Source organism: Fulvivirga sedimenti, assembly GCF_020328055.1.
This window is the reverse complement of the sequence record NZ_JAIXNE010000003.1, coordinates 873,120-896,989: the sequence shown is the minus strand read 5'-3', so window position 1 is coordinate 896,989 and position 23,870 is coordinate 873,120. Positions and strand designations below refer to the sequence as shown.

Genomic DNA, 23,870 nt, shown 5'->3' with positions numbered 1-23,870 from the left:
GATAGCTAATTCGAAAAATGTTTGAGTTTCAGAATCTCGAGGTTTATAGAAAATCTGTAAATTTTCATCAGGAGGTTAATAGGTTGCTAAAGTCAAAGAAAATTGATCATACCTATCGAAATCAATTACATAGGGCATCACTTAGCGTAGTTTTGAATATTGCTGAGGGCTCGGGTCGGTTCACAAAACCGGATAGAAGGAATTTTTTTATTATTTCACGAAGCTCAATTTTTGAATGCGTGGCACTTCTTGAAATGTTAAAAAATCAGATCCCGGAAATTAGATCCAATTATGAAACACTCCTTGCTGAATGTGATGAAATGTCCAGGATACTTTATTCAATGATCAATAACCTTAAAAAATAAAGTATTAATTGAAATTCAATGTTTGGGCTACTACGAGCGTACCTCAGAAAACTCCTAAAATAACCCATATAGACTTTCATTCTCATTCCCATTCCCATTCCCATTCTCATTCCCATTCCCATTCTCATTCCCATTCTCATTCTCATTCCCATTCTCATTCCCATTCCCATTCTCATTCTCATTCCCATTCTCCTTCTCATTCTCATTCCCATTCTCATTCTCATTCCCATTCTCATTCTCATTCCCATTCTCATTCTCATTCCCATTCCCATTCCCATTCTCATTCCCATTCTCATTCTGCTATCCTCCACAACTTTGTTCCTGCCTTCCGTGTCCGTACCTTGTTCTAAATGAAATAATATTCAATGTATCGCCTCGCATTTTTACTTCTTGTGATGATGGGTGCCCCGGGATTTTCTCAGGATTCGCCCGACTACCAACACTACCACCAACAGGTGATTGCCGCGGAGACCCTGATTACACAGGAGGAATATCGACAGGCACTGGATATCTATAATCAGCTGATTGTATCCTACGATTTTGTTTTCCTGAGGGAATATCAGGTCGCAACCCAGCTTGCAGCTTACCTGGGTGATAATCAAAAAGCGGCCGATTATTTGCGAAAAGGAATTCGCAGGGGATGGAAGAAGAAGTCAATCAAGAAAAATGAAGTCTTGTCAGCCCTCAGGAAAGGCGATAAATGGAAAAGCATCCAGAAGGAATATCCCGAACTAAGATCAGAATATGAGGCTTCATTGAACCAACCCCTTAGGAAACAGGTGAAAAAGATGATTGTAAAGGATCAGAAGAAAGCCTTTCTTGCCCTGTTTACCTTTAGCCCCGAAGCGCAGGACCGGTACGCCGAGAATAAATTTGCGCCACACAGTGAACGCCAGCTGGCTGAATTCATTGAAATCCTGGGAACCTACGGGTATCCCGGAGAACAGCTGATCGGTAATGATGTCTGGATGTCGACGATCCTCAGTCATCATAATTCTATCTCGCAGTCCTACGCTGAAAAAGATACAATCTATGCCTGGCTTAAGCCAAAACTCATGGAAGCCGTAAACAACGGACAGCTTTCATCCTACCATTATGCAATGATCGATGAATGGTATCTGCAGGTTGTGGATGATACTGGCAAAGCTTTCTATGGTTTTCTGGATGCACCGATGGAATCCAGGGTGGAATTTACCAATCAATTACGGGCAGATGCCTGGATCAGACCCATTGAAGTAAGAAACGGACTGGTCGATATCCAGGAATCAACAGGAATTGATTTTTACTTTGAAGGAAATCCATGGGATGGGGGGAAGATTGAGATTCGTTAGCTGTCCGTCCTTAGGCGATGTAATGCGACCTCCCGGAGGTCACACCTTTACCACTATTTTGCCCTTGTTCTTACCAGAAAACAGATCAAGAAATGCTGTCGGAATATTTTCAAAGCCTTCCACAATGGTTTCATTGTAGGCTAATTTTCCTTCCTTCATCCATCCGCTTAGTTTTTGAATGGCTTCCGGGAATTTATCCTCATAGTTTGAAACAATAAACCCCTGCATCAGCGCGCTGTTCCTGATCAGGAACGGCTGTACGCTGATGCCGGTTGGCATAGACGTGTCGTTGTACATGGAGATGGCTCCGCAGATGATCAACCGGGCAAAACGATTTATGCTGAATAAAACTGCATCGGATATCGAACCCCCTACATTGTCAAAGTAGATATCCACGCCATCCGGACAAGCAGCGGCGATTGCTGCTCTCATATTTTTGGTGGTTTTGTAGTTGATGCCTTCATCAAATCCAAATTCAGATTTAAGGATGTTTACCTTTTCATCAGTCCCGGCGATACCTACAACCCGTAATCCCAGTATTTTCCCGATTTGTCCGACAATACTACCAACAGCACCGGCGGCGCCTGAAACCACCAGGGTTTCTCCTTGCACCGGTTTTCCGATTTCCATGAGGCCTGTGTAGGCTGTTAAACCCGTGAGACCAAGAACCCCCAGGTAGGCCGATAACGGCGCCATTCGGGGGTCAACCTTCATAAGCCCTTTTCCTGAAGAAACCTGTTGCTTTTTCCATTGAAGCATACCCGAAACATAATTACCTTTGTTAAACGCGTCATTTTTTGATTCCAGAACTTCGGCAATGATTCCGGAAACGATGGGCTTGTGCAACTCAAACGGGGGGATATATGACTTCGCGTCATTCATCCTTCCCCGGAGATACGGATCTACCGAAACGTACTTTGTTTCCAATAAAAATTGTCCGTCCTGCAGGGCAGGAACTTCTTCGGTGGTGAATTTAAAGTCTGATAATTCAGGTGTTCCAACGGGTCTTTTATCTAATAAAATCGTATTGCTCATTGTTGAGTGGTTAATTTTAACTGAATGATAGATGGTAAGTTACGATTTAATGAGCGGTCGGACGGTATAACCTGAAGAAGGTTTATTCCACCACCTGCTCTATGTGATTCGAGAATGCAAAGGGCTTTTCGGCAAATAGGGCTTTTGTCGCTGGCCAAACGGATCCAAATAATTCAGAATCCCGGTACCGGTCCAGGTGGTCCTGGCTTTCCCAGTGACTGTAGGTACAGAAGGTATTGGGGTCATTGGCATCCCTGTGAAGCTCCAGATGGCGACAACCGGGGAAATGGCGGATTTTATCCCTGCTATTATTGAAAATGTTCAGGAATGCCTGAACTGAATCCTCGCGGAAGGTCATTCTGACGATACGGATCAGCATTATTCTTCGAAGTTTATCATGACGGGACTGTCGTATTTGAGTCCAAGCAAATTCATCGCATTACCCATATTCACCCCGATTTCCATCAGGCCAAGGTCATTGAAAATCACAAAAACATCCCCCGGATCTACCTGGTGAAGAAATTCATGGATCCGGCTTATACGTTCACGGGCAAAGCTGATGGTAAATTTCTTGTCTTTGCTGAGTATATTGAATGTCTCCCGATCGATATTAGTGATAAGGTTGCCATAATGATCCACCCTTAGCACATGCCCTGTGATCATCTTTTTGTTGGCTTTCAGTTGTCTGCCCATCATACGTCGATAGGTTGCAACCCGGGGGCCCAGATCTGTAATGGCTGTACCACTGGCAATTTTGGCTGCCGCGACGGCGAGCACGGTACGCGTGGGAAATGTGGAACGTACGGGGTTGAGCGTATTTATATTGACAATAATACGAGCCTCTTCATCACTTATTAACCCGAAAATCCCATTATCTGTCCCAACAAAATAATGCCCATGCATTTCCAGTGCTATGAAATTATCTTCCGAACCACCTACACTGTTCACGGCGACAAGATGCACTGTTCCGCGGGGAAAATCACGAAACACCGACCGGATTACAAAGGCGCCGTGGGCGAGATCGCATTTTCCTATTTGATGGCTGATATCGATTATACGTATTCCACTGTTTACAGACAGGATTTTTGCTTTTACGGCTGCCACATAGTGATCACTTTCACCGAAGTCTGATAAGAATGTAACTATGGCCATAAAACCTCTGTATGAAAAATTTCGTCAGATAAAACGTTAATGTACTTAAAGGAACTGCAGGCATTGCCTACTTTTGTTGACAAAATTAAGTAAATTTTACCCATTAAAAATTTATCCTAAACCTTATTCAAGTTTGGTAGAAAAAGTTATTACACTGGAGAACGTTTCTCTGATCGACTTTCTTGGAGTTGAGAATAAAAACATCAATGAAGTTGCTTCAGCATTTCCCAAAAGCAAGATTGTGTCACGGGGCAATGAGATCCGTATTAAGGGAAGTACGACGGAAATTCTGAAGATCAATGATATTCTGAATTCATTGATTGAACATTATCACAAATTTGGTAAGGTTACGGAGGAAAACGTGCAGAATTACCTGGCAATGGAAGCCGAAGCAGAGCTCCCCGAGCAGGAAGAGGTACTCATTTACGGTACCCGTGGGTTTACGATCAAGCCGAAGACCATCAATCAGCAGAAACTTGTTTATGCTGTATCCAACAATGATCTGGTATTTGCCCTTGGGCCGGCTGGAACGGGTAAAACGTATATATCCGTTGCACTGGCGGTGAAGGCGCTTAAGAATAAACAGGTTAAAAAAATCATTATTACCCGCCCTGCTGTCGAAGCGGGAGAAACACTGGGATTTTTGCCCGGTGATCTGAAGGAGAAACTGGATCCGTACCTCCGGCCGATTTATGATGCCCTCTACGATATGGTGCCTGCTGAAAAGCTCCGGTACTACATGGAGAATAATGTAATCGAGATTGCTCCCCTGGCATACATGCGCGGCCGCACATTGAATAATGCATTTATCCTGCTGGATGAAGCTCAAAATACCACGCCTAATCAGATTAAGATGTTCCTTACACGGATGGGCCCCCAATCCAAAGTGATTATTACAGGTGACACCTCCCAGATCGACCTTCCGAAAAAACAGAAATCCGGGCTCATTGAAGCTACCCGAATCCTGAAAGATATTGATGGAATCGGATTTGTAGCCTTGTCAGGAAAGGATGTTGTCCGTCATAAGATTGTAAAGGACATCATAGCCGCCTACGATACTTATGAAAATAGTCATGAATCGCATACCCGTGGAAATACGTCTGGTTCAAACGAATGAAGAGCTGAAACAGGCCTTTGCCGTTCGTGAAGCTGTGTACATTGTAGAACAGAATATCGACCGGGAAGATGAATTCGATGAATTTGAACCTGTTTGCCGTCATTTTGTCGCGCTGCAGGATGGGGAGGCTGTGGGTGCCGCCCGCTGGCGGTTTACAAACGAGGGGATCAAGCTTGAGCGGTTTGCCGTGCTCGCTGATTTCCGAAAGCGGGGCATCGCTTCTCAACTGGTGGATGAGGTTATCCGGGATATCAAACGTCATCCAAAATTTAACCATCAGACGCTGTATCTGAATGCCCAGTGGGACGTTCAGCCGCTCTACGCGCAATTCGGATTCAAACCTGTTGGAGATATTTTCCTCGAATGTGATATCAAGCATCAGCGAATGGAAATGTCTGTTCCGATCGTATAATTTGTCCGTACTGATCACGACCTTCTGTCGTGAGAACATTATTCCTGAGAATTACGCTTTATTTTTTTACCGGGATTATCCTGAGCAGACAATTTCCCGGGGATCTTTGTGTAGCAGGTTCTCTTCTGTTGATGCTTATCATAGCACTGATCTGCCAAAAATATTTTATTCATAGGTATGCCCGGGGCATTATCCCCGTAGTCCTTATTCTGGGGGGCTATGTTCATTACGGGATCTTCAAATTAACTGATGAACAACCACTACGAAAAGGGCCCGTTGTCGTCAGGATTCTGAAAAAGGTAAATGACCATCGCTTTGAAGCCAGAATATACGCGATACTTGTGGACCATGAATGGCGCCGGTTCAATCAAAAGATACTGGTGAATAATTTCAACGGAGAAGTTGCGCTGAAGACAGGTGAGCTCGTATTTCTTTCAGGCAGGATCGACTCCCTGCGTTCGGTATCCGGAACCTTTGATGTACGTGCCTATTATGAAAATCGTCATATCAGGAAACAAATCTATGTTGATAATGCAATTGTAGTTCAGCCTGCCTCGGGGTCGGTACAGGTCATTCGCGGTGAAATCGTAAGACGATTGGTAAAGATGCTGGCAGGAAAAGATGAATTGGCCACGGTTCAGGGTATTCTGCTGGGAGATCGGCGAATTCTTTCCGATCAACTTAGAACAGCCTATCAGCGGGTAGGAGGTATGCATGTCCTTGCTGTTTCAGGAATGCATGTGTCGATATTGTTTTTGTTCATACAATTGATTTTGCACAAAGTCCCTAATTATTCTGTGGGTAAATGGGTAAAAATCCTGGTTCCTGTCATTCTTCTTTGGCTTTATGCGGCTGTTGTGGGATATAGTCCGTCGGTTCTCCGTGCAGTATTGTTTCTTACGATTTTCAGCGTTGGCAAGCTTATGCTCCGGCCGGTTTCCATAGTGCATACACTTTCGGTAACCGCATTTATAGTTTGGCTCACAGATCCTTTCCAGGTATATACAGTTGGATTCCAGCTGTCCTATGGAGCGGTTTGCGGGATTGCTCTTTTTCAACCGATTTTTGAAAAGATGCTGATAAATGTTTCTTCAATCCTGGCCTTTATTCTGCGAATATTCACTGTTTCCATTTCAGCCCAGGCGCTCACCTGGCCTCTCATTATTTTCTACTTTGGTGGTATTTCACCAGGAGGTATTCTTTTTTCCATGGTTCTCATACCGGCAGTATTCGTTGTCATATTCCTATCTGTTCTGGGTCTGATTTCTTTCGGCGTACCCTATTTTTCAAGGGGCGTTTCTTCGATACTATCCTATGTGGTTTCTGAATTGAATGAGGCTGTGGTTCTATTGAGTGATCAGGAAGGAATGTATCAGTACATGGATTTTCAAAATATAACGCTGATGCTGGCGGTTGGAATCATAATTTCGACAGGTATTTTGTTTTATTTTCCGGGGCGCCGGCTGTTGGCAGGAATACTGTTTTTAATAGTTGTCTTGACGGTCTTGCCCCGTAATTTAGCTGAAACGAATAAAATCACAATATCCCGCGGCATCCGGATGCCGGTGATCAGGATGGATTCACCCGTACTGTCGGTAGTTGTTTCCGACCAATCCGTGCCTTTAAACAGGGAGCTTTCATCAGTAAAAAGAATTCAATACGGCAACTATACCCAACAATTATATAAATTTGGTAATACGCGTGTATTTTCAACCAGTGAACGGTTAACCGTGCCGATATCGGCTGACATTATTATTATCAACGGGGGACCGATTCCGGGAAATCACGTAATTGAAAGCGGGCAGGTCATCGTCCTTGCCCCCGGGTTATCTTTTTCCGAACGAAAAATGTGGAGGGAATGGGGATTAGAAACAGGTTGTAAGATTCATGACCTTCGTACGATGGGGACGTTTTTGAAAATAACAGCATCATGAAATATAAGTATATCACATACCAAACAGATCAACGCAGGGCATATATTAATTTGAACCGGCCTGACAAGCGTAATGCGCTCAATGGAGAGGTTGTAACAGAATTACTGGATGCATTTGACAAGGCTGCCCTGGATTCTGACTGTAAGGTTGTTATCCTGGGTGCAGAAGGCAAGGTGTTTTGTGCAGGTGCCGATCTGGCTTATTTGCAGGAGCTCCAGTCGAACACCTTTGATGAAAACCTGGCTGATTCGCGACACCTCAAGTCCCTGTTCCTGAAGATCTATACGTTTCCAAAGGTGGTTATTGGTCGTGTTCATGGTCATGCTATTGCGGGTGGGTGCGGACTGGCAACGGTATGTGATTTTGTTTTTACTGTACCTGAAGCAAAGTTTGGATATACAGAAGTAAAAATCGGATTTGTTCCGGCATTGGTTAAAGTTTTTCTGCTTCGTAAACTCGGAGAGGCACAAGCCAGAAAACTCTTACTCACAGGGGATTTGATTGATGCGGCTGAAGCCTGTGATATTGGCATTGCGCAGTATCTGGTTTCTTCAGGTGATCTGGATACTGCTATTGCTGAATTCAGTGAGCGCTTAATTAAAGGAAACAGTGAAAAGTCTATGGCGCTGACCAAGGAAATGATCGCTGCGATACCATCTATGCCACTGGACGAGGCACTGGAATATGCGGCTGAGATGAACGCCCATGCGCGTGAAACAGACGATTGCAGGAAAGGCATTGCCTCTTTTTTGGATAAAACATCATTGGACTGGTGATGACCCCGCTTGAGGTCCTGCAGAAGGTATATGGATATGACCATTTTCGTAAAGGTCAGGAAGAGATCATCCAAAATGTTCTTAATGGAAAGGATACGCTTGCAATTCTGCCGACCGGCGGAGGGAAATCCGTATGCTTTCAGATCCCGGCGTTACTTAAAGACGGCATTTGCATTGTAGTTACTCCCCTGATCGCACTGATGCTGGATCAGGTGTATCAGTTGAACCGGCGCGGAATTCGCGCAGATGCCCTGCACAGCGGGATGACCTCGAGGGAAATCGATGTAACACTTGATAATTGTGCTTACGGTGCCATTCATTTTTTATATGTTTCACCCGAGCGCCTGAAATCAGAACTTTTTCAGCAACGGGTCGCAAAGATGAACGTGAATCTGATTGCCGTCGATGAAGCACATTGCATTTCTCAGTGGGGGCATGATTTCAGGCCAGCCTACCGAGAAATTGCCGAACTGCGTAAGCTTTGCCCCGGGGTTCCTGTAATCGCCTTGTCAGCATCTGCGACCCCTGAAGTACAGAAAGACATTTGCGAACAGCTTCACTTTAAGCAAGGATATGGTGTTTTCAGGGAAACGTTCGGAAGAAAGAATTTATCCTATGCGGTACGGGAGGAAGACGATAAGGATCACAAGCTCCTTGAGATCCTTCGAAAGATAGAAGGTTCATCCATTGTCTACACAAGATCCAGAAAGTCGACATCCGACATTGCCCGATTCCTGTTCATGAATGGGATTTCCTGTACTTTCTATCATGCAGGCCTGGCAGCAGAGGAGCGCCAGAAACGACAGCAGCAATGGGTGAACGGTCAGGTTACAGTAATGGTAGCCACCAGCGCATTTGGTATGGGTATTGATAAGGCGAATGTACGCACTGTAATCCATTACGACATTCCCTCATCCATGGAATCATACTACCAGGAGGCGGGCAGAGCAGGGCGTGACGGTCTTAAAGCGTTTGCTGTCCTTATATGTAATGAACAGGACCTGGGTGTTCAGAAAAAGATTCTTGACAGTGAACACCCTGATAAGGAAACACTACAGCGCGTATACCAGGCACTGGCGAACTATTATTCACTTGCAATTGGAAGTCTGCCGGAACGATCTCTTGATTTTGATATTTCTGCTTTTTCTGAACGGTATCGGATTCCTGCAATGGATTTGTTCAATGCGCTGAAAAAGCTGGAGGAAAATGGATTGATTCAGCTGAATATGGGAATTCACCTGCCTTCCAGGGCGATCTTTCTGGCCAATAAAACAGAAGTATACAAATTTGAGATTGCCCATCAGAGAAGTGAAAACTTCATTAAAGGCCTGCTCCGTTTATATGGTGGTGAATTGTATACGCATTATGTAACCATATATGAGCAGCAGATAGCCAAATTGCTGGGAATGTCCGTAGAAAGTGTTTATAAGGAACTGAATTACCTGGTTTCAGCTGGTATTCTGGATTATCAGCAGCGAAAAGATAATCCACAGATCATGTTTCTCCAGCCCAGGCAGGATGTACGGGTGCTTTCGGTTAGTCAGCATGCACTGGATAGTCGAAAAGATCAGGCCTTTGAAAAATGGAGTATTATGGCGGCATATTTCCGTAACAGGAAGATGTGCAGAACGCGATTTATTCAGCGATATTTTGGAGAGGAGTCTGACAAACGATGTGGGACCTGTGACATTTGCCTGGCAAGACTGAAAGGTGAGCATGCAGAGGAAGAAGAGCGTTTCCGGCAGCATATTCTGGAACTGGTAGACTCAACTCCCAGAGATGTGGAATATATACTCAATGTGCTCGATCCCGAAGAGCCGGAACAGGTTATTGAACTCATACGACAAATGGTGGATTACCAGGAGCTTAAATACCTTGATAACTGGAAAATTGCCAGGATGGATTATGCCGGTTGATATTTTCTGAAGTAGCTGCTCACCTTCATCAGTATAACACCGAAAAAAGCTTCTTTGAATATCCCGCTCGACATTTTTGATTTTCCACGTGTTCTGTCTGTAAATATTATCGGGACCTCAGCTACTTTAAATCCATGGGAAAGTGCAGTAAACTTCATTTCTATCTGGAAAGCATATCCAATAAAACGTATTGAATCCAGGTCGATTCGTTCCAGCACATTGCGTTTAAAACATACAAAACCGGCAGTTGTATCATTAATGGGCATTCCCGTGATGAATTGTACATATTTACTCGCAAAATAGGACATGATTACCCTTCCCATCGGCCAGTTTACCACATTAACCCCACTCACATATCGGGAACCAACCGCTACATCGTTTCCATCAATCGCACAGGCATCATAAAGACGCTGCAAATCCATCGGATTATGCGAAAAATCCGCATCCATCTCAAAGATATAGTCATAGCCATGTTCTATAGCAAAGCGGAATCCCATGATGTAGGCAGTACCAAGCCCTAATTTCCCCTCCCTTTCAATAAGATGGATGGTCCTGGCCTCCTGATCCTGGCTCATTAAATGCTTCACAATCGCCGCAGTTCCGTCGGGTGAATTATCATCGATTATTAGTACATCAAATCGCTTGGGAAGAGCAAATACAGCCTCGATGATGAGCTCGATATTCTCTTTTTCATTGTATGTAGGTATTATAATGAGGCTGTCGTTCTTCACATCAGTTCATGGCTGGTCGGCTAAAATACTAAAATCGACGGAAATCAGATTGCCGTTGGAAACCATTTTAGAGATTATTCCGGAAATTGGAATACTTAGCAAAGAAATACACAACTTTATAACATGATTCAATTGCGCAATAAGTATGTATTACTCGACAGGGATGGTGTGATCAACATGGACCGGGACGACTATGTTTATTCTCCGGATCATTTTGTCTTTATTCCAGGCGCGGTTGATGCAATGAAAGATCTGCATCGGGCAGGATACGGGCTTATTGTGATCACAAATCAGGCAGGAATTGCCAAAGGGCTCTACAAACGTGAGGATATGGAACTTTGCCATAACATCATACGTGAAGCCACCGGAGGCATCATTGAACATTTTTATTATTCGCCCTGGCATCCGGTATTAACAGAAAGTCTCACCCGGAAACCAGGGTCACTGCTTTTTGAAAAGGCCCTTGCGAGGTATCATTTTGACGTGCGCTACAGCTGGATGATTGGTGACAAAGACAGGGATCTTGTTCCGGCGAAAAAAATTGGATTGAACACGATACAGGTGAAATATGCCAACAGTGTGAATGCCGATCATTATGCGGAGAATCTTCGCGAAGCGGCAGGTCTGATTTTGGAAAAGGCATAAAAAAAGCGACCCTTCCGGATCGCTTTCAGGAAATATCTATGGATTAACGCTCTTCTTTGGGGCGTGCTTTCTTCACAACGATGGTTCGCCCATCCATCATACTTTCATTCAGTTCACGAATTGCGTTTTCTGCTTCTTCATCATCAGGCATTTCAACAAATCCAAATCCTTTGGAACGTTGCGTTTCACGATCGAAAATAACTTTTGCGGATGTCACGGTGCCATACGCGGAGAAATACTCATTTAGTTGCTCGCTGGTTGTGCGGAAGTTCAACTTGGCTACGAAAATGTTCATTTGAAATTAGGATAAAATAAAATAATACTCTTGGAAGGAGAAAAGAATGAGAAGCCGGAAGAGGTTTTAGTTTTTTAGGACCTGGCCTTGCCGAATCAAATCAGCCGATCTACCTGTTAAACAAAGGTATAAAAAAAATCAATACAAAATGTTGCACAATTTCTTTGAATCATATCACAGAATCAGTTTCCTGATGGATTTCCCAACCATATTTATATTATCAGGGTATCGCCGTGTTCCGGCAAAAACATCCGATACATATTCGGTAATATACTGTCCTTTATTTTTCAGTATCCGGGCACAAAAAGAGGGATAATCATAGAATAGTTTTGAGAACATACGTGCCGATCGTATTTGCGGTGCGAGCTCAGACTTTATTAGCTGCTGATAAGCCGGACCTGCAGCTGTTGAAGGATTTTCAATGATTGCCCGTGCTGCCCATTTGCCACTAAAAATAGCATGCGAGATGCCCTCCGCCACCAGTGGGTCGGCTAATCCCGCTGCATCACCCGTGAAAAGAATATTGTTATGATATAACTGTCCGTGAGGATAAAGTGGGATCTGAAAGCCATATTGTCTTTTTTCACGGATGATCGGCTCCAGCCCGGTTTTCATCAGGTAGTCGAAAAATGCTCGTTTAAGTGACATGCCTGCATGGGGCATCGCAGCGACACCCACAGATAGGTGATTGGCCTTCGGAAAGATCCAGCCATATCCTTTTTGAATCGCAGTAACGTCGAAGATCACCTGTTTGAAAAAATCTTCATTTCCATCTTCAATCTCTATTTCTGCCTCAATGGCTGGTATTTTGATCCGCTGATCATTAATGTTGAGCTGTTTGAATACTTTGCTGCGCAATCCGTCTGCGGCAATTAAGTGACGGGCCCTGTATTCATCTTTATCAGTTCGTACAGAAATGGATTCACCATCTTCTGTAAAATATTCGAATGATTCCTCGTCATGAATAACCACACCTTCCTTACCCGCGGCATTTGTGAGAAATGCATCAAACTGATCCCTCATAATCATGGATACCAGTGGAAAGGGTCTTTCAACGATATAATGTAAATCATGCCGGAATTTCCAGTCAATCCTGTAAAATTCCTGGTGTACAATATCATTGATAGGGATTTCCAGTGCTTCGCGTGCGCGCCAAACCAATCCGCCACCACAAACTTTGTACCTCGGCAATTTTTCCTTCTCAAGAAGTAAAACCTTCGCACCTGAGGAAGCAAGATAACGTGCGGCAGTTGCACCCGCCGGACCGGCACCAACCACGATAGTATCAAATTGCTGCGCCATAGAACACCTAATTTACATCGGAACGGTGAGATTTCAACAACAGAAACCTGAAGATGGAAATGACGCCGGATAAAATTGATTATTATGATCTATCGATGAGCCTGCTTCCCTGCAGGAATTAGCCCTTCAATTCTAAGTAGAAGGGAGATGTAAGGGCTTTATATTCCTCGGTGTATTCTCCATTATTTCTGATGAACAGATGTTCCTGGTGAATTCTTCCCGGAGTTTTTCCGAAAGACATCATTCTTCTGACAGCCTGATCATGATCAGAATAAACCAAACAGTGGCGATTCAGAAAAAGACCATTGACCAGTGCCAGGTCCATAAAATCCTTACCTTCCTTTACCGGTAAGATGATATGCAGATTCCCTGCGTCTGTGAGCAGCCGTGGCATTGCTTCGATTATATCCATTTGGGATAATTCATGCATCTGCCTTGCCTGATTTCTTGAGGATTCTTTGTTATTCTTTCCCGGATGAAAGTAGGGAGGATTTGTGAGTATTGCCTGATACATTCCGATGTGCTCCTGCAGTTTTGCCTTCTCAATGGTGAGCCGTTCTTTCCAGGGACTATTTTGGAAGTTTTCTCTTGCTTCCGCATACGCAGGTTCATCCGGTTCAATGGCGTGAATTCCTGCGCGGGCATTCCGTTGTGCTGCCATAAGAGCGATGAGTCCTGTGCCGGTTCCTACGTCAAGAATGCTATCGGCTTGATCAATTGCAGCCCAGGCTCCCAGTAGAACACCATCTGTGCCAACTTTCATGGCACTTTGATTATGGACTACCGTGAATTCCTTGAAGCGGAAATTTGATTTGCGATCATTCATGCTGCAAATTCAGTCATAACTGCTAATTTTAGTAGCCACTTAAACCTGAAAATAATAAATAATGAAATCAGACCTGATCATAGCGCAATCAAAGGAGCTTAAGCCAATTATTGAAATAGCTAAATCAGTAAATATACCAGAATCAAGCCTGGAGCTTTTTGGTAAATATAAGGCAAAATTGCCCATTCAGCTGATCGATGAAGAACGTGTAAAATCGGCAAAGCTGATTCTTGTTACAGCCATGACACCAACACCTGCTGGCGAAGGCAAAACAACCACGTCGATCGCACTTACAGAGGGCTTGAACCAGATTGGTAAGCGGACTACAGTCGTTCTCAGGGAACCGTCGCTTGGACCTGTCTTTGGAATGAAAGGGGGTGCCGCCGGTGGCGGATATGCCCAGGTTGTACCCATGGAAGATATCAATCTGCATTTTACCGGCGACTTCGCTGCCATAGAAAAGGCAAATAACTTACTTGCTGCGCTGGTTGATAATAACATTCAGTCGAAAAAAGACAATCTTGGAATTGATCCCCGAACGGTGGAATGGAAGCGTGTGATGGATATGAATGACCGGTCATTAAGAAATATAGTTTCCGGTATGGGGGGTAAGCCAGGTGGAGTAATGCGTGAAACCGGCTTTAATATCACAGCGGCTTCTGAAATAATGGCCATTCTATGTCTGGCCAGGAACATCGATGACCTGAAGGAGAAAATGGGCAACATTTATATCGGCGATACCTATGACGGGAAGGCTGTATTTGCACGTGACCTGAAAGCAGAAGGTGCAATGGCTGTCCTCCTCAAGGATGCAATCAAACCTAACCTGGTGCAGACCCTGGAGGGAAATCCCGCCATTATACATGGCGGTCCGTTTGCTAATATTGCGCAAGGCACCAATTCATTGATCGCCACCAAAATGGGTATGTCACTCACCGATTATGTCGTTACTGAAGCAGGATTTGGTGCCGACCTCGGGGCTGAGAAATTTCTTAATATTAAATGCCGTTATGGGGATATTTCTCCCAGGGCTGTCGTGCTTGTTGCAACCATCCGCGCGTTGAAATATCATGGCGGACAGCCACTGGCGGACTTGAAAGAGCCCAACACAGTAGCACTGGTTAAAGGCCTTGTAAATATTGAAAGACATATAGAAAACATGAAGGTCTTTGGTTTGCCAGTGATCGTTTCTCTTAATAAGTTTTCTGGTGATTCGCCGGAAGAGGTTAAAATTCTCACAGACTGGTGTGCAAAGCAACAAGTGCCTATGGCATTGTGTGAGGGCTGGGAGAAAGGAGGAAAAGGAGCCATTGATTTGGCGGAAAAGGTCTCCGAAGCCGCAGAACGTACGACGAGAAAATTCAAAAGTACGTATGACTGGGACTGGTCGGTCAAGGAAAAAATTGAGGCGATAGCCCGTAAGATCTATGGTGCAAAGGATATTGAATATCTTCCAAAGGCAAAACAAAACCTTGCCAAGATCGAGCGGATCGGTCTGAATGACAAACCCGTTTGTATCGCAAAAACTCAAAATTCCTTCAGTGATGATCCACGTGCTCTTGGGCGTCCACAGAATTTTACGGTAACTGTGCGCGAGATAGAGATTGCAGCAGGTGCCGGATTTTCCATTCCCATCATGGGTAATATGCTGCGTATGCCGGGTCTGCCTCCTTTGCCTGCAGCCACAGGTATGGATATCGATAACGACGGCCGGATAACCGGACTTTCCTGATGAAGGCGGCGGTAACATCTGTAGATGTTTGGAGAACGCGACAGCTAAATCATGATAAAGATCTGCTGGCCGTAGAAGAACCGTTGCAGCTTCGCCTTGAATATGGTGACCCGTCGGATCGTTCCACAGCTGATATCGCCGTAACTATGCGTACCCCCGGGAATGATTTTGAATTGGCGCTGGGATTTTTATTCACCGAGGGAATTGTTACAGACCGAAATGACATTCAGACGATCCGGTATTGTCTTCAGGTAAAGGATGTGCGGGAAAGGGACAATGTTGTAAGAATCTCCCTGAAGCCGGGTGTGGATCCCGGCCTTGAAAGACTGAAGCGTAATTTCTTTACCTCCAGTAGCTGTGGTGTTTGTGGAAAAACGTCCATAGATCAGGTAAAGCAGCTCTGTGCTTCTGTTCAGAATGATTATACTTTTGTCGCAGAGCGGGTGATCTCAGCTCCTGACCTTTTAAGAAAGGGGCAAAAAGTCTTTGAATATACCGGCGGGTTACATGCAAGCGGGTTGTTTGACAAATCCGGCGACCTGATCCTGCTCAGGGAAGACATCGGTCGGCACAACGCACTGGATAAAGTGATCGGTGCGGCGCTGGAGATGAATAAAGTTCCATTGCGAGACCATTTTTTGGTGGTCAGTGGCCGTGCCAGTTTTGAGCTCATTCAGAAGGCCCTGATGGCTGGCATACCGCTGGTTGCAGCGGTGGGTGCGCCCAGTAGTTTGGCCGTGGAACTGGCAAAGCAAGGTAATATGACCCTTCTCGGATTCGTGAAAAGGGGAAATTTTAATATATATTGTGGGAGGGAACATCTGAAAATATGAAGATCAGAATACTTGGAAACAGCCTGAGACTTCGACTGAGCCAGTCGGAAGTTGCTAACCTGGCCGAAGATATGCACGTCTCAGACAGCATTAACTTTGGCGGAAGAAAGCTTATTTATGCGTTGCAGGGAGCAGATGTGGAATCGATTAGTGCAGAGTATAACGGTGATATTATTACGGTTAACGTTCCGGAAAGCCAGATCAGAGAATGGACTGCCTCCGAACAGGTGGGATTTGACCATCGCCAGAAATTGACGGATAATAGCTACCTGAACATATTGGTTGAAAAAGACTTTGCCTGCCTGGTGCCCCGAAAAGGGGAGGAGGACCTGTTTCCAAATCCTCAGGAAGGGAAGCACAAATAATACTATGAAACGTTTTGAAAACCTGCTGTTAAACCTACCTGCACAATCTACACTCTGTGGATTTTTGATTGTGTCTGTTCTTAGCTTGATTTATTTACCATCCATGTCCCAATGGAAACCTGCCGGTGATAAAATTAAGACCGAATGGGGAGAGAAACTTGATCCGGAAAATGTATGGTCTGAGTATCCCCGACCGATTATTAAAAGGGATAACTGGTTAAATCTGAATGGTCTGTGGGATTTTCAGATGACCGAACAGGGCGCCGCGAGGCCGATGGAGTATGATCGCAAAATCCTGGTTCCTTTCCCTGTAGAATCAAGTCTCTCAGGTATCATGGAACAAGTGGGATCAGGCCGGGAGGTCTGGTACAGACGCAATTTCAACATACAGCCCTACTGGGAAGGTGAAAGAATCCTGCTGAATTTTGGTGCAGTTGACTGGCGGACAGAGGTGTGGATAAATGGGATCAAGATTGGTTCGCACGAAGGCGGTTATGATCCATTCTCGTTCGAGATAACGCCTTTCCTGAAAGAAGGGGAGCAGGAGGTTGTGGTAAAGGTTTGGGATCCTACCGATGAAGGCCCGCAACCACGCGGCAAGCAGGTGCGCAATCCCAGAGGTATCTGGTATACCCCCGTCACGGGTATCTGGCAGACTGTCTGGATTGAACCGGTTCCCGCTGCTTATGTCGATAATTTAAAGATTTACCCGGATATTGATCATGAGGTGATAAAGGTACAACCCTTCATTAAACATGTTCGCTATGGTGATGTATTCAAGGTGGAAATAATCGAAGATGGAAAGGTAGTTGGTGAAGCCATGGCGGCAACAGGGCAGGACGCTACTGTTTCTTTGCCGAATGCACATTTATGGACACCGGAAGATCCTTATCTCTACGACATGCGTATTTCAGTGATCTCTAATAGTAAGGTCATCGACCGAATCGACAGCTATGTGGCTATGCGGAAGATCAGCAGGAAGAAGGATGAACGGGGTATTTGGCGAATTCAGTTGAATAACAAGGATATCTTCCAGTTCGGAACACTTGATCAGGGGTGGTGGCCAGACGGATTATATACTGCTCCTTCCGATGAGGCGCTTAAGTATGATATTGAGCAAACGAAGAAGTACGGCTTTAATATGATACGAAAGCATGTAAAGGTTGAGCCGGCACGCTGGTATATGCATTGCGATCAAGTGGGTATGCTGGTTTGGCAGGACATGCCCAGCGGCGACAGAACACACAGCTGGCAGAACCGAAATTATTATGAGGGTACAGAGCTTTTCCGGACACCGGAATCGGAAAGGATTTTCCGGAATGAGTGGCGCGCAATCATGGATTATCTGCAGCCGTATCCCAGTATTGTGACCTGGGTGCCATTTAATGAGGGATGGGGCCAGTTTAAGACCGAATACATTGCCGCTTTTACGAAGGAATATGACCCGGACAGATTGGTGAATGCAGCCTCGGGAGGGAACCACTTCAGGGTCGGTGACATGCTTGATCTTCATAACTATCCGCAACCCGAAATGTATATGTACGATGCCGAACGCGCGACCGTCCTTGGCGAATATGGGGGAATAGGGCTTGTTATCGACGGGCATTTATGGAATGCCGACCGCAATTGGGGTTACATACAATATAAAACCTCTAAGGAAGCCACCGATAAATATGTGGAATATGCCGATATGCTTGCCAAAATGATTGAAATGGGATTTTCTGCAGCAATCTACACCCAGACAACCGATGTGGAGATGGAAGTGAACGGCCTGATGACCTATGACAGAAAAGTCAATAAGCTCAATGTCGAAAGAGTACGAAAAGCCAATCAGTCTGTGATTGAAGTTTTGTCTGAATAATCGGCTTAAGATTCCGATAGCTTCAGGGCATTTTCGATATCCCTGATAATATCTTCCGGATGTTCCAGTCCCACCGATATACGAACAAGCCCCGGTGTAATACCTACATTCGCACGTTCCTGATCACTCAGTTTAGAATGAGTAGTAGAGGCCGGATGCGTGGCTATCGTTCTGGTATCACCCAGATTCGCGGTGAGTGATAACATTTGAAGGTTATCCAGGAACTTTCTCCCACGTTCAACACCACCCTTCACTTCAAACGTGAACAGACCTCCGCCATGAAGCATCTGTTTTTTGGCCAGTTCATATTGCGGGTGGGAAGGGAGAAAAGGATATTTAACAAAATTGATTTCAGGATGCTTTTCAAGCTGGCCTGCGATGGCAAGCGCACTCTGGCAATGCCTGTCCATTCGAACAGCCAGGGTTTCCAGGCTTTTTGAAAGAACCCACGCGTTAAACGGCGACATGGCAGGGCCGGTATGCCGACAAAAAAACCGGATCTTTTGAATCAGTTCCTTGTCGCCAATGATTGCGCCGCCAACTGTTCGACCCTGCCCGTCTATGAATTTTGTGGTTGAATGACAAATGAGATGTGCACCATATTTCAGGGGTTGTTGCAGATAGGGCGTTGCAAAGCAATTGTCCACAATCAGGATCAGGTTATGTTTTTTTGCCAGGTTCCCCAGCCATTCCAGGTCTACAAGGTCAAGACCCGGATTGGATGGTGTTTCAACAAAGATCAGTTTCGTTTTTTCATTGATCAGTGATTCCCACGATTCCGGATCATGGATATCGGCATAGGAGTGTGAAATACCCCATTTTGGAAATATCTGTGTCAAAACCTGATGGGTACTGCCAAACAGGGATCGGGATGCAAGCACATGATCGCCCTGCTGTAGCAGGCCAGCCATACTGCTGTACATGGCCGCCATACCTGAGGCAGTGGCTATTCCGTCGTCTCCGCCTTCAAGCAGACATAATTTTTCAACGAGTTCATTGCTGTTCGGATTGGAAAAGCGTGAATATATGTTACCGCTAATTTCATCTGCAAACATCGCCCGTGCATTTTCAGCATCGTCAAAGACGAAACTTGAAGTCATGAAAATTGGAGTGGAATGCTCCTTGTGCGAAGCGTTGTCAGACTGCGTCCTGATCGCGTTGGTTTCGAAATGTTCTGATTCTGAATGTGATTTCATAAAGCAGGTGAACGGAAGCTGAACCTGGACGGCTCTTTCCCTTTCATTTTTTTAGTAATAAAAGTTTGAATGTACAATCCCTCCCGAACAGACCCGTGGGCTGATAGTGCGGATGGCGAAAAAATTTAACTGAATGTTTCAAGGTAATTAAAATTTATAGCTGTCCGTACCTTACGAACCAGGATTTAGCACCGTTCCACACCCGGGAGGTTGCTAGCGTTTCATTGAGCCTGATCTCTCCGCGCTTCTTTATAAATCAATCACCATTTCTTGGAATTGACGCTACAATCATAAATTCAATTTTTTAACATTCAAAGAATTCAAATAAAAAATGTTAGTAGCATGGTCTGATCGCGTAATAGATATACCGTGCAGAAATGAATGCATTGGCGGTTTGAAGGCGTCTTTCATTGATTTTAGGGTTAAATGTGCAGGGTGGTTGAAATGTAAAATTCTCTGTATTTTTAGCCATATGACGAAGAAGGTTTTTGTTCAGCCGCCGGTGAATTACACCGGGTTGAGAGTTTCAGATCCGGCAGCCGTATCAGGGGGAATCAGGGCGGTGAAGTCTTCTATGCACCATGTATTTAGCCAGGTGGGTGTTATGGAAGGAATTCGTACAATGGCTAAATTAAATCAGTTCGACGGATTTGATTGTCCGGGCTGTGCATGGCCTGATCCGGATGGTGACAGGGCCATTGTAGAGTTCTGTGAGAATGGAGCAAAAGCAGTGGCAGAGGAAGCTACCACTGCCAAAGCCGATCCACAATTTTTTAAAAAATATTCAGTGAGTGCGCTTTCTGCATGGTCGGATTATGAACTCGGAAAAAGCGGAAGGATCACTGAGCCGATGAAATTATCCCCTGGAAGTGATCACTATGAACCGATTTCCTGGCAAACAGCTTTCACGGAAATTGGAGAACATCTTAAAACTCTTCCATCTCCTGACCAGGCCATTTTCTATACCTCAGGGCGAACGAGCAATGAGGCGGCATTCATGTATCAGTTATTCGTACGTCAGTTTGGAACAAATAATCTTCCGGATTGCTCAAATATGTGTCATGAGTCCAGTGGGGCCGCACTTTCGGAAACCGTGGGGATCGGTAAAGGTTCTGTTACGCTCGAAGATTTTTATCGTACAGACCTGATTATTATCATCGGGCAAAATCCCGGAACGAATCACCCCAGGATGCTTACGGCCCTGGAAAAGGCAAAGGCTAATGGCGCAAAGATCATTGCGATAAACCCGTTAAGGGAGACCGGTTTATTAAAATTTAAGCATCCCCAGCATGTTGGTGATATGCTTGGGTCCGGAACAGAGATCACAGATTTATATCTTCAGATACGTGTAAATGCAGATGTAGCCTTATTGAAGGCACTCATGAAACTCTTACTGGAGAAAGAACGCGACCAGCCCGGTCAGATTCTGGATCGTGATTTTATTGAACAAAAGACTACAGGCTATTCCGATTTCCTGTCAGACCTCGAATCATATTCACTTCATGAGCTTATTGCGCAAACAAGTATCGGTGAGGACCTGGTAAGGAAGGCTGCAGATTTGATTGCTTCCAGTGAGAGAATTATTGCTTGTTGGGCGATGGGTCTTACTCAGCATAAGAATGCGGTAGATAATATCCGGGAAGTGGTCAATTTACTGCTGATGAAAGGCAGTATTGGAAAACCGGGTGCGGGAACCTGTCCTGTTCGCGGCCACAGTAATGTTCAGGGCGACCGGACCGTTGGCATCTGGGAATACCTGAAACCATCACTTCGCGAAAAATTGAAAGAGAATTTTAATTTCCAGCCACCTGAAGAGACAGGATTTGATACTATTGGCAGCATTGAGGCAATGCATCAGGGTAAAGTGAAATTTTTCATGGCCATGGGTGGTAATTTCCTCAGTGCATCACCGGATACTGAACTCACCGGTAAGGCTCTGATGAATTGTGATGTTACGGTGCATGTATCGACCAAACTAAACCGGAGTCACCTGTCCCATGGGCAAACTTCCTATATCTTGCCCTGCCTGGGAAGAACCGAAGCGGATATACAGAATGGCAGGCAACAATTCGTGTCGGTGGAAAACTCTACCGGAGTTGTTCATCAATCCCGCGGAAATAAGCGGCCTGTTTCGAATCATTTGAAGAGTGAGCCGGCCATTGTAGCCGGACTGGCCCTGGCAGCGCTGGGCGAACGTTCACAGGTCGACTGGCAAGCCTGGTCTGCTGATTATGACCTCATCAGGAATGCCATTGAAAAAACCATACCCGGGTTTGCCAGCTATAATGAACGTGTACGAAAGCCGGGCGGGTTTTACCTGCCCAATGGTGCCCGGGAAGGTGAATTCCATACCAGGGACAGCAAGGCGCATTTTACCGCCAATCAATTGCCGGCGCATCAAATGTCTGAAAATGAATTTATCATGATGACCATTCGGAGCCATGATCAGTTTAACACCACAATTTACGGATTGAATGACAGGTACCGCGGGATACACAATGAACGACGTATCGTACTTATAAACGAACAGGACATGCTCAAGCAGGGGTTTCGTTCCGGAGATAAAGTGGATATTATTAGTGAGTATGACCACATTGAAAGAAAAGCAGAGGGGTTTATCATCATTCCATATGACATCCCGGCAACCTGCATAGCTACCTATTTTCCGGAAGCAAATTCGGTGGTTCCCTACAATCATTTTGCCCACACGAGCAGAACTCCGATTTCAAAATCTGTTATTGTCCGCCTTATTCCTTCAGCTGCTTAGGGCCGAGTTCATCTTTTCCCGGATCTCCTTAAGGCAAAGATTTCCAATACTGCCTTCATGGGTATGGCTTAGATTTGAAATAGGCTTATAGGTTCCGTCGCCCACCTGCTTGCCCACAGTTTTGTAGGCATCACGAAATGTTGCCCCTTTCATAACCTCTTCATTTACATTTTCTACCGTATACATGTAGCGGTAACGTTCATCATTCGCGGCATTTTTGTTGATGATAACATGCTGAAGCATATATTCGGCCATATCAAGACAGGCTTTAAGCGAGTCTATGGATGGGAAGATGCTCTCTTTCAAAAGCTGATACTCCCGGTGATACCCGCTTGGCAGGTTGTTGGTGAGCATGGTTATTTCCGTGGGAGCTGCCTGAATGCGGTTACAACGTCCCCGTATAAGTTCCCAAACATCCGGGTTCTTCTTATGAGGCATGATGCTCGACCCGGTTGTAAGCTCGTCGGGAAATGAGAGGAAGCCGAAATTCTGACTGTTATACAGGCATACATCCATGGCCATACGTGCTATTGTGGATGCAACAGAGGCCATTGCCATTGCTACACTTCGCTCGAGTTTCCCGCGGCCCATTTGTGCCGCGACCACGTTATATTTCATTGTGGAGAATCCCAATTCACGTGTGGTCATGGAACGGTCGATAGGAAATGAACTCCCGTATCCGGCCGCTGATCCTAATGGATTCTGATCTGCGATGTGCTGAGCCGCTCGCAGGAAATAGATATCATCAATCAATGTTTCTGCATACGAACTGAACCATAATCCGAATGATGATGGCATAGCTACCTGCATATGCGTGTAACCGGGTATAATAATTTCTTTATGTTGATCGGCAAGCAACATAAGCCGGTCGAAGAGGTTCTTCACCAGCTCTGTGATATCCCTGAGTTCATCCTTAAAAAACAGATGGAGATCTACAAGAACCTGGTCATTCCTGGACCTGGCCGTATGGATCCGTTTTCCTGCATCTCCCAGTAATTCCGTTAGTAAGTATTCAATTTTACTATGAACATCTTCAAAATCATCCTCGATCAGAAAGTCACCAGACTGAATCAGTCCCTGAATTTGGTCCAGTGCCTGTTCAATTTCTGCTATCTCATCGTTTGAAATAAGGCCTTGTTTTGCGAGCATGCGCGCATGTGCCCGCGAGCCCTCGACATCATAGGTGGCCAGTTTAAGATCGTATATCCGATCATCTCCAACGGTAAACTGCTCTATCTTTTTTTCAATGCTGTAACCTTTATCCCAAAGCTTCATACTG

The 23,870-nt window shown here is 45.1% G+C and carries 23 protein-coding genes and 1 riboswitch; of the genes, 13 read left to right on the top strand and 10 right to left on the bottom strand.

Going from position 1 to position 23,870, the window contains the following annotated elements; translation table 11 throughout:
* Window positions 1-17: 17 nt before the first annotated feature.
* Complete coding sequence (locus LDX50_RS31090) at window positions 18-365, top strand: four helix bundle protein (RefSeq protein ID WP_225698374.1); 348 nt, start codon at window positions 18-20, stop codon at window positions 363-365.
* Here LDX50_RS31090 and LDX50_RS16315 read toward each other — a convergent pair.
* Window positions 335-655, bottom strand: a complete 321-nt coding sequence (locus LDX50_RS16315; protein ID WP_225698373.1) for a hypothetical protein — start codon at window positions 653-655, stop codon at window positions 335-337. The genes LDX50_RS31090 and LDX50_RS16315 overlap by 31 nt on opposite strands.
* A gap of 75 nt (window positions 656-730) precedes the next feature.
* Here LDX50_RS16315 and LDX50_RS16310 point away from each other — a divergent pair, with 75 nt between their 5' ends.
* Complete coding sequence (locus LDX50_RS16310; RefSeq protein WP_225698372.1) at window positions 731-1,696, top strand: hypothetical protein; 966 nt, start codon at window positions 731-733, stop codon at window positions 1,694-1,696.
* 39 nt (window positions 1,697-1,735) lie between these two features.
* On the opposite strand, the gene LDX50_RS16305 is transcribed toward LDX50_RS16310, so the two are convergent.
* From LDX50_RS16305 to LDX50_RS16295, 3 genes are all read right to left on the bottom strand, one after another.
* Window positions 1,736-2,731 carry an NADP-dependent oxidoreductase gene (locus LDX50_RS16305; protein WP_225698371.1) on the bottom strand — a complete coding sequence of 332 codons (996 nt, stop codon included), beginning with the start codon at window positions 2,729-2,731 and terminating at the stop codon, window positions 1,736-1,738.
* Window positions 2,732-2,813: 82 nt separating this feature from the next.
* Window positions 2,814-3,110 carry a putative quinol monooxygenase gene (locus LDX50_RS16300; protein WP_225698370.1) on the bottom strand — a complete coding sequence of 99 codons (297 nt, stop codon included), beginning with the start codon at window positions 3,108-3,110 and terminating at the stop codon, window positions 2,814-2,816.
* Window positions 3,110-3,883, bottom strand: a complete 774-nt coding sequence (locus tag LDX50_RS16295) for an SAM hydrolase/SAM-dependent halogenase family protein (RefSeq protein ID WP_225698369.1) — start codon at window positions 3,881-3,883, stop codon at window positions 3,110-3,112. The genes LDX50_RS16300 and LDX50_RS16295 overlap by 1 nt, the downstream gene beginning before the upstream one ends.
* A gap of 133 nt (window positions 3,884-4,016) precedes the next feature.
* Here LDX50_RS16295 and LDX50_RS16290 point away from each other — a divergent pair, with 133 nt between their 5' ends.
* From LDX50_RS16290 to LDX50_RS16270, 5 genes are read left to right on the top strand one after another with little or no spacing between them, the layout of a single operon-like run.
* Window positions 4,017-5,000 (top strand): PhoH family protein, encoded by a 984-nt coding sequence (locus LDX50_RS16290; protein ID WP_225698368.1) that lies wholly within the window; start codon window positions 4,017-4,019, stop codon window positions 4,998-5,000.
* Window positions 4,957-5,412 (top strand): GNAT family N-acetyltransferase, encoded by a 456-nt coding sequence (locus LDX50_RS16285; protein WP_225698367.1) that lies wholly within the window; start codon window positions 4,957-4,959, stop codon window positions 5,410-5,412. Before LDX50_RS16290 ends, LDX50_RS16285 begins: the two co-directional genes overlap by 44 nt.
* Before the next feature lie 29 nt (window positions 5,413-5,441).
* The gene (locus tag LDX50_RS16280; RefSeq protein ID WP_225698366.1) at window positions 5,442-7,346 is read left to right on the top strand and encodes a ComEC/Rec2 family competence protein; all 1,905 of its coding nucleotides are present in this window, start codon (window positions 5,442-5,444) and stop codon (window positions 7,344-7,346) included.
* Complete coding sequence (locus LDX50_RS16275) at window positions 7,343-8,122, top strand: enoyl-CoA hydratase/isomerase family protein (RefSeq protein WP_225698365.1); 780 nt, start codon at window positions 7,343-7,345, stop codon at window positions 8,120-8,122. The genes LDX50_RS16280 and LDX50_RS16275 overlap by 4 nt, the downstream gene beginning before the upstream one ends.
* A complete protein-coding gene (locus LDX50_RS16270) occupies window positions 8,122-10,038 on the top strand; it encodes a RecQ family ATP-dependent DNA helicase (protein ID WP_225698364.1) in 1,917 nt (638 codons plus the stop codon). The genes LDX50_RS16275 and LDX50_RS16270 overlap by 1 nt, the downstream gene beginning before the upstream one ends.
* On the opposite strand, the gene LDX50_RS16265 is transcribed toward LDX50_RS16270, so the two are convergent.
* Window positions 10,026-10,769: a polyprenol monophosphomannose synthase gene (locus LDX50_RS16265; RefSeq protein ID WP_225698363.1), complete on the bottom strand. Its 744-nt coding sequence runs from the start codon at window positions 10,767-10,769 to the stop codon at window positions 10,026-10,028. The genes LDX50_RS16270 and LDX50_RS16265 overlap by 13 nt on opposite strands.
* A 123-nt stretch (window positions 10,770-10,892) precedes the next feature.
* On the opposite strand from LDX50_RS16265, the gene LDX50_RS16260 reads away from it, so the two are divergent.
* Window positions 10,893-11,414 (top strand): D-glycero-alpha-D-manno-heptose-1,7-bisphosphate 7-phosphatase, encoded by a 522-nt coding sequence (locus LDX50_RS16260; protein ID WP_225698362.1) that lies wholly within the window; start codon window positions 10,893-10,895, stop codon window positions 11,412-11,414.
* A gap of 43 nt (window positions 11,415-11,457) precedes the next feature.
* Here LDX50_RS16260 and LDX50_RS16255 read toward each other — a convergent pair whose 3' ends face one another.
* The 3 genes from LDX50_RS16255 to LDX50_RS16245 all read right to left on the bottom strand — a co-directional run bounded on the left by LDX50_RS16255 (window position 11,458) and on the right by LDX50_RS16245 (window position 13,837).
* Window positions 11,458-11,709 (bottom strand): RNA recognition motif domain-containing protein, encoded by a 252-nt coding sequence (locus LDX50_RS16255; RefSeq protein WP_225698361.1) that lies wholly within the window; start codon window positions 11,707-11,709, stop codon window positions 11,458-11,460.
* A 174-nt stretch (window positions 11,710-11,883) separates the two neighbouring features.
* Window positions 11,884-13,011: an NAD(P)/FAD-dependent oxidoreductase gene (locus tag LDX50_RS16250; protein WP_225698360.1), complete on the bottom strand. Its 1,128-nt coding sequence runs from the start codon at window positions 13,009-13,011 to the stop codon at window positions 11,884-11,886.
* Window positions 13,012-13,129: 118 nt separating this feature from the next.
* A complete protein-coding gene (locus tag LDX50_RS16245) occupies window positions 13,130-13,837 on the bottom strand; it encodes a tRNA1(Val) (adenine(37)-N6)-methyltransferase (RefSeq protein ID WP_225698359.1) in 708 nt (235 codons plus the stop codon).
* A 61-nt stretch (window positions 13,838-13,898) separates the two neighbouring features.
* Between LDX50_RS16245 and LDX50_RS16240 the strand changes: the two genes are divergently transcribed.
* The 4 genes from LDX50_RS16240 to LDX50_RS16225 all read left to right on the top strand — a co-directional run bounded on the left by LDX50_RS16240 (window position 13,899) and on the right by LDX50_RS16225 (window position 18,628).
* Window positions 13,899-15,569, top strand: coding sequence for a formate--tetrahydrofolate ligase (locus LDX50_RS16240; RefSeq protein ID WP_225698358.1), 1,671 nt, complete (start codon window positions 13,899-13,901; stop codon window positions 15,567-15,569).
* A complete protein-coding gene (gene fdhD / locus LDX50_RS16235; protein ID WP_225698357.1) occupies window positions 15,569-16,402 on the top strand; it encodes a formate dehydrogenase accessory sulfurtransferase FdhD in 834 nt (277 codons plus the stop codon). The genes LDX50_RS16240 and fdhD overlap by 1 nt, the downstream gene beginning before the upstream one ends.
* A complete protein-coding gene (locus LDX50_RS16230) occupies window positions 16,399-16,767 on the top strand; it encodes a DUF7009 family protein (RefSeq protein WP_225698356.1) in 369 nt (122 codons plus the stop codon). Before fdhD ends, LDX50_RS16230 begins: the two co-directional genes overlap by 4 nt.
* A gap of 103 nt (window positions 16,768-16,870) precedes the next feature.
* Window positions 16,871-18,628, top strand: coding sequence for a glycoside hydrolase family 2 protein (locus LDX50_RS16225; protein ID WP_225698355.1), 1,758 nt, complete (start codon window positions 16,871-16,873; stop codon window positions 18,626-18,628).
* A 5-nt stretch (window positions 18,629-18,633) separates the two neighbouring features.
* Here LDX50_RS16225 and LDX50_RS16220 read toward each other — a convergent pair whose 3' ends face one another.
* Window positions 18,634-19,824 (bottom strand): trans-sulfuration enzyme family protein, encoded by a 1,191-nt coding sequence (locus tag LDX50_RS16220; RefSeq protein WP_225698354.1) that lies wholly within the window; start codon window positions 19,822-19,824, stop codon window positions 18,634-18,636.
* Between the two features lie 151 nt (window positions 19,825-19,975).
* Window positions 19,976-20,082: riboswitch (SAM riboswitch) on the bottom strand.
* A 214-nt stretch (window positions 20,083-20,296) separates the two neighbouring features.
* Between LDX50_RS16220 and LDX50_RS16215 the strand changes: the two genes are divergently transcribed.
* Window positions 20,297-22,591, top strand: coding sequence for an FdhF/YdeP family oxidoreductase (locus LDX50_RS16215; protein WP_225698353.1), 2,295 nt, complete (start codon window positions 20,297-20,299; stop codon window positions 22,589-22,591).
* Here the strand turns inward: LDX50_RS16215 and argH are convergent.
* Window positions 22,580-23,866, bottom strand: a complete 1,287-nt coding sequence (argH, locus tag LDX50_RS16210) for an argininosuccinate lyase (RefSeq protein ID WP_225698352.1) — start codon at window positions 23,864-23,866, stop codon at window positions 22,580-22,582. The genes LDX50_RS16215 and argH overlap by 12 nt on opposite strands.
* Window positions 23,867-23,870 lie beyond the last annotated feature (4 nt).

Bases quoted from the DNA above. Each gene is read 5' to 3' on its own strand.
- fdhD (WP_225698357.1), top strand. From the start codon at position 15,569: ATGAAGGCGGCGGTAACATCTGTAGATGTTTGGAGAACGCGACAGCTA.
- LDX50_RS16275 (WP_225698365.1), top strand. From the start codon at position 7,343: ATGAAATATAAGTATATCACATACCAAACAGATCAACGCAGGGCATAT.
- LDX50_RS16315 (WP_225698373.1), bottom strand. From the start codon at position 655: ATGGGAATGAGAATGGGAATGGGAATGGGAATGAGAATGAGAATGGGA.
- LDX50_RS31090 (WP_225698374.1), top strand. From the start codon at position 18: ATGTTTGAGTTTCAGAATCTCGAGGTTTATAGAAAATCTGTAAATTTT.
- LDX50_RS16245 (WP_225698359.1), bottom strand. From the start codon at position 13,837: ATGAATGATCGCAAATCAAATTTCCGCTTCAAGGAATTCACGGTAGTC.
- LDX50_RS16240 (WP_225698358.1), top strand. From the start codon at position 13,899: ATGAAATCAGACCTGATCATAGCGCAATCAAAGGAGCTTAAGCCAATT.
- LDX50_RS16230 (WP_225698356.1), top strand. From the start codon at position 16,399: ATGAAGATCAGAATACTTGGAAACAGCCTGAGACTTCGACTGAGCCAG.
- LDX50_RS16295 (WP_225698369.1), bottom strand. From the start codon at position 3,883: ATGGCCATAGTTACATTCTTATCAGACTTCGGTGAAAGTGATCACTAT.
- LDX50_RS16270 (WP_225698364.1), top strand. From the start codon at position 8,122: ATGACCCCGCTTGAGGTCCTGCAGAAGGTATATGGATATGACCATTTT.
- LDX50_RS16215 (WP_225698353.1), top strand. From the start codon at position 20,297: ATGACGAAGAAGGTTTTTGTTCAGCCGCCGGTGAATTACACCGGGTTG.
- LDX50_RS16250 (WP_225698360.1), bottom strand. From the start codon at position 13,011: ATGGCGCAGCAATTTGATACTATCGTGGTTGGTGCCGGTCCGGCGGGT.
- LDX50_RS16260 (WP_225698362.1), top strand. From the start codon at position 10,893: ATGATTCAATTGCGCAATAAGTATGTATTACTCGACAGGGATGGTGTG.
- LDX50_RS16310 (WP_225698372.1), top strand. From the start codon at position 731: ATGTATCGCCTCGCATTTTTACTTCTTGTGATGATGGGTGCCCCGGGA.
- LDX50_RS16300 (WP_225698370.1), bottom strand. From the start codon at position 3,110: ATGCTGATCCGTATCGTCAGAATGACCTTCCGCGAGGATTCAGTTCAG.
- LDX50_RS16305 (WP_225698371.1), bottom strand. From the start codon at position 2,731: ATGAGCAATACGATTTTATTAGATAAAAGACCCGTTGGAACACCTGAA.
- LDX50_RS16225 (WP_225698355.1), top strand. From the start codon at position 16,871: ATGTCCCAATGGAAACCTGCCGGTGATAAAATTAAGACCGAATGGGGA.
- LDX50_RS16220 (WP_225698354.1), bottom strand. From the start codon at position 19,824: ATGAAATCACATTCAGAATCAGAACATTTCGAAACCAACGCGATCAGG.
- LDX50_RS16255 (WP_225698361.1), bottom strand. From the start codon at position 11,709: ATGAACATTTTCGTAGCCAAGTTGAACTTCCGCACAACCAGCGAGCAA.
- LDX50_RS16285 (WP_225698367.1), top strand. From the start codon at position 4,957: ATGAATCGCATACCCGTGGAAATACGTCTGGTTCAAACGAATGAAGAG.
- argH (WP_225698352.1), bottom strand. From the start codon at position 23,866: ATGAAGCTTTGGGATAAAGGTTACAGCATTGAAAAAAAGATAGAGCAG.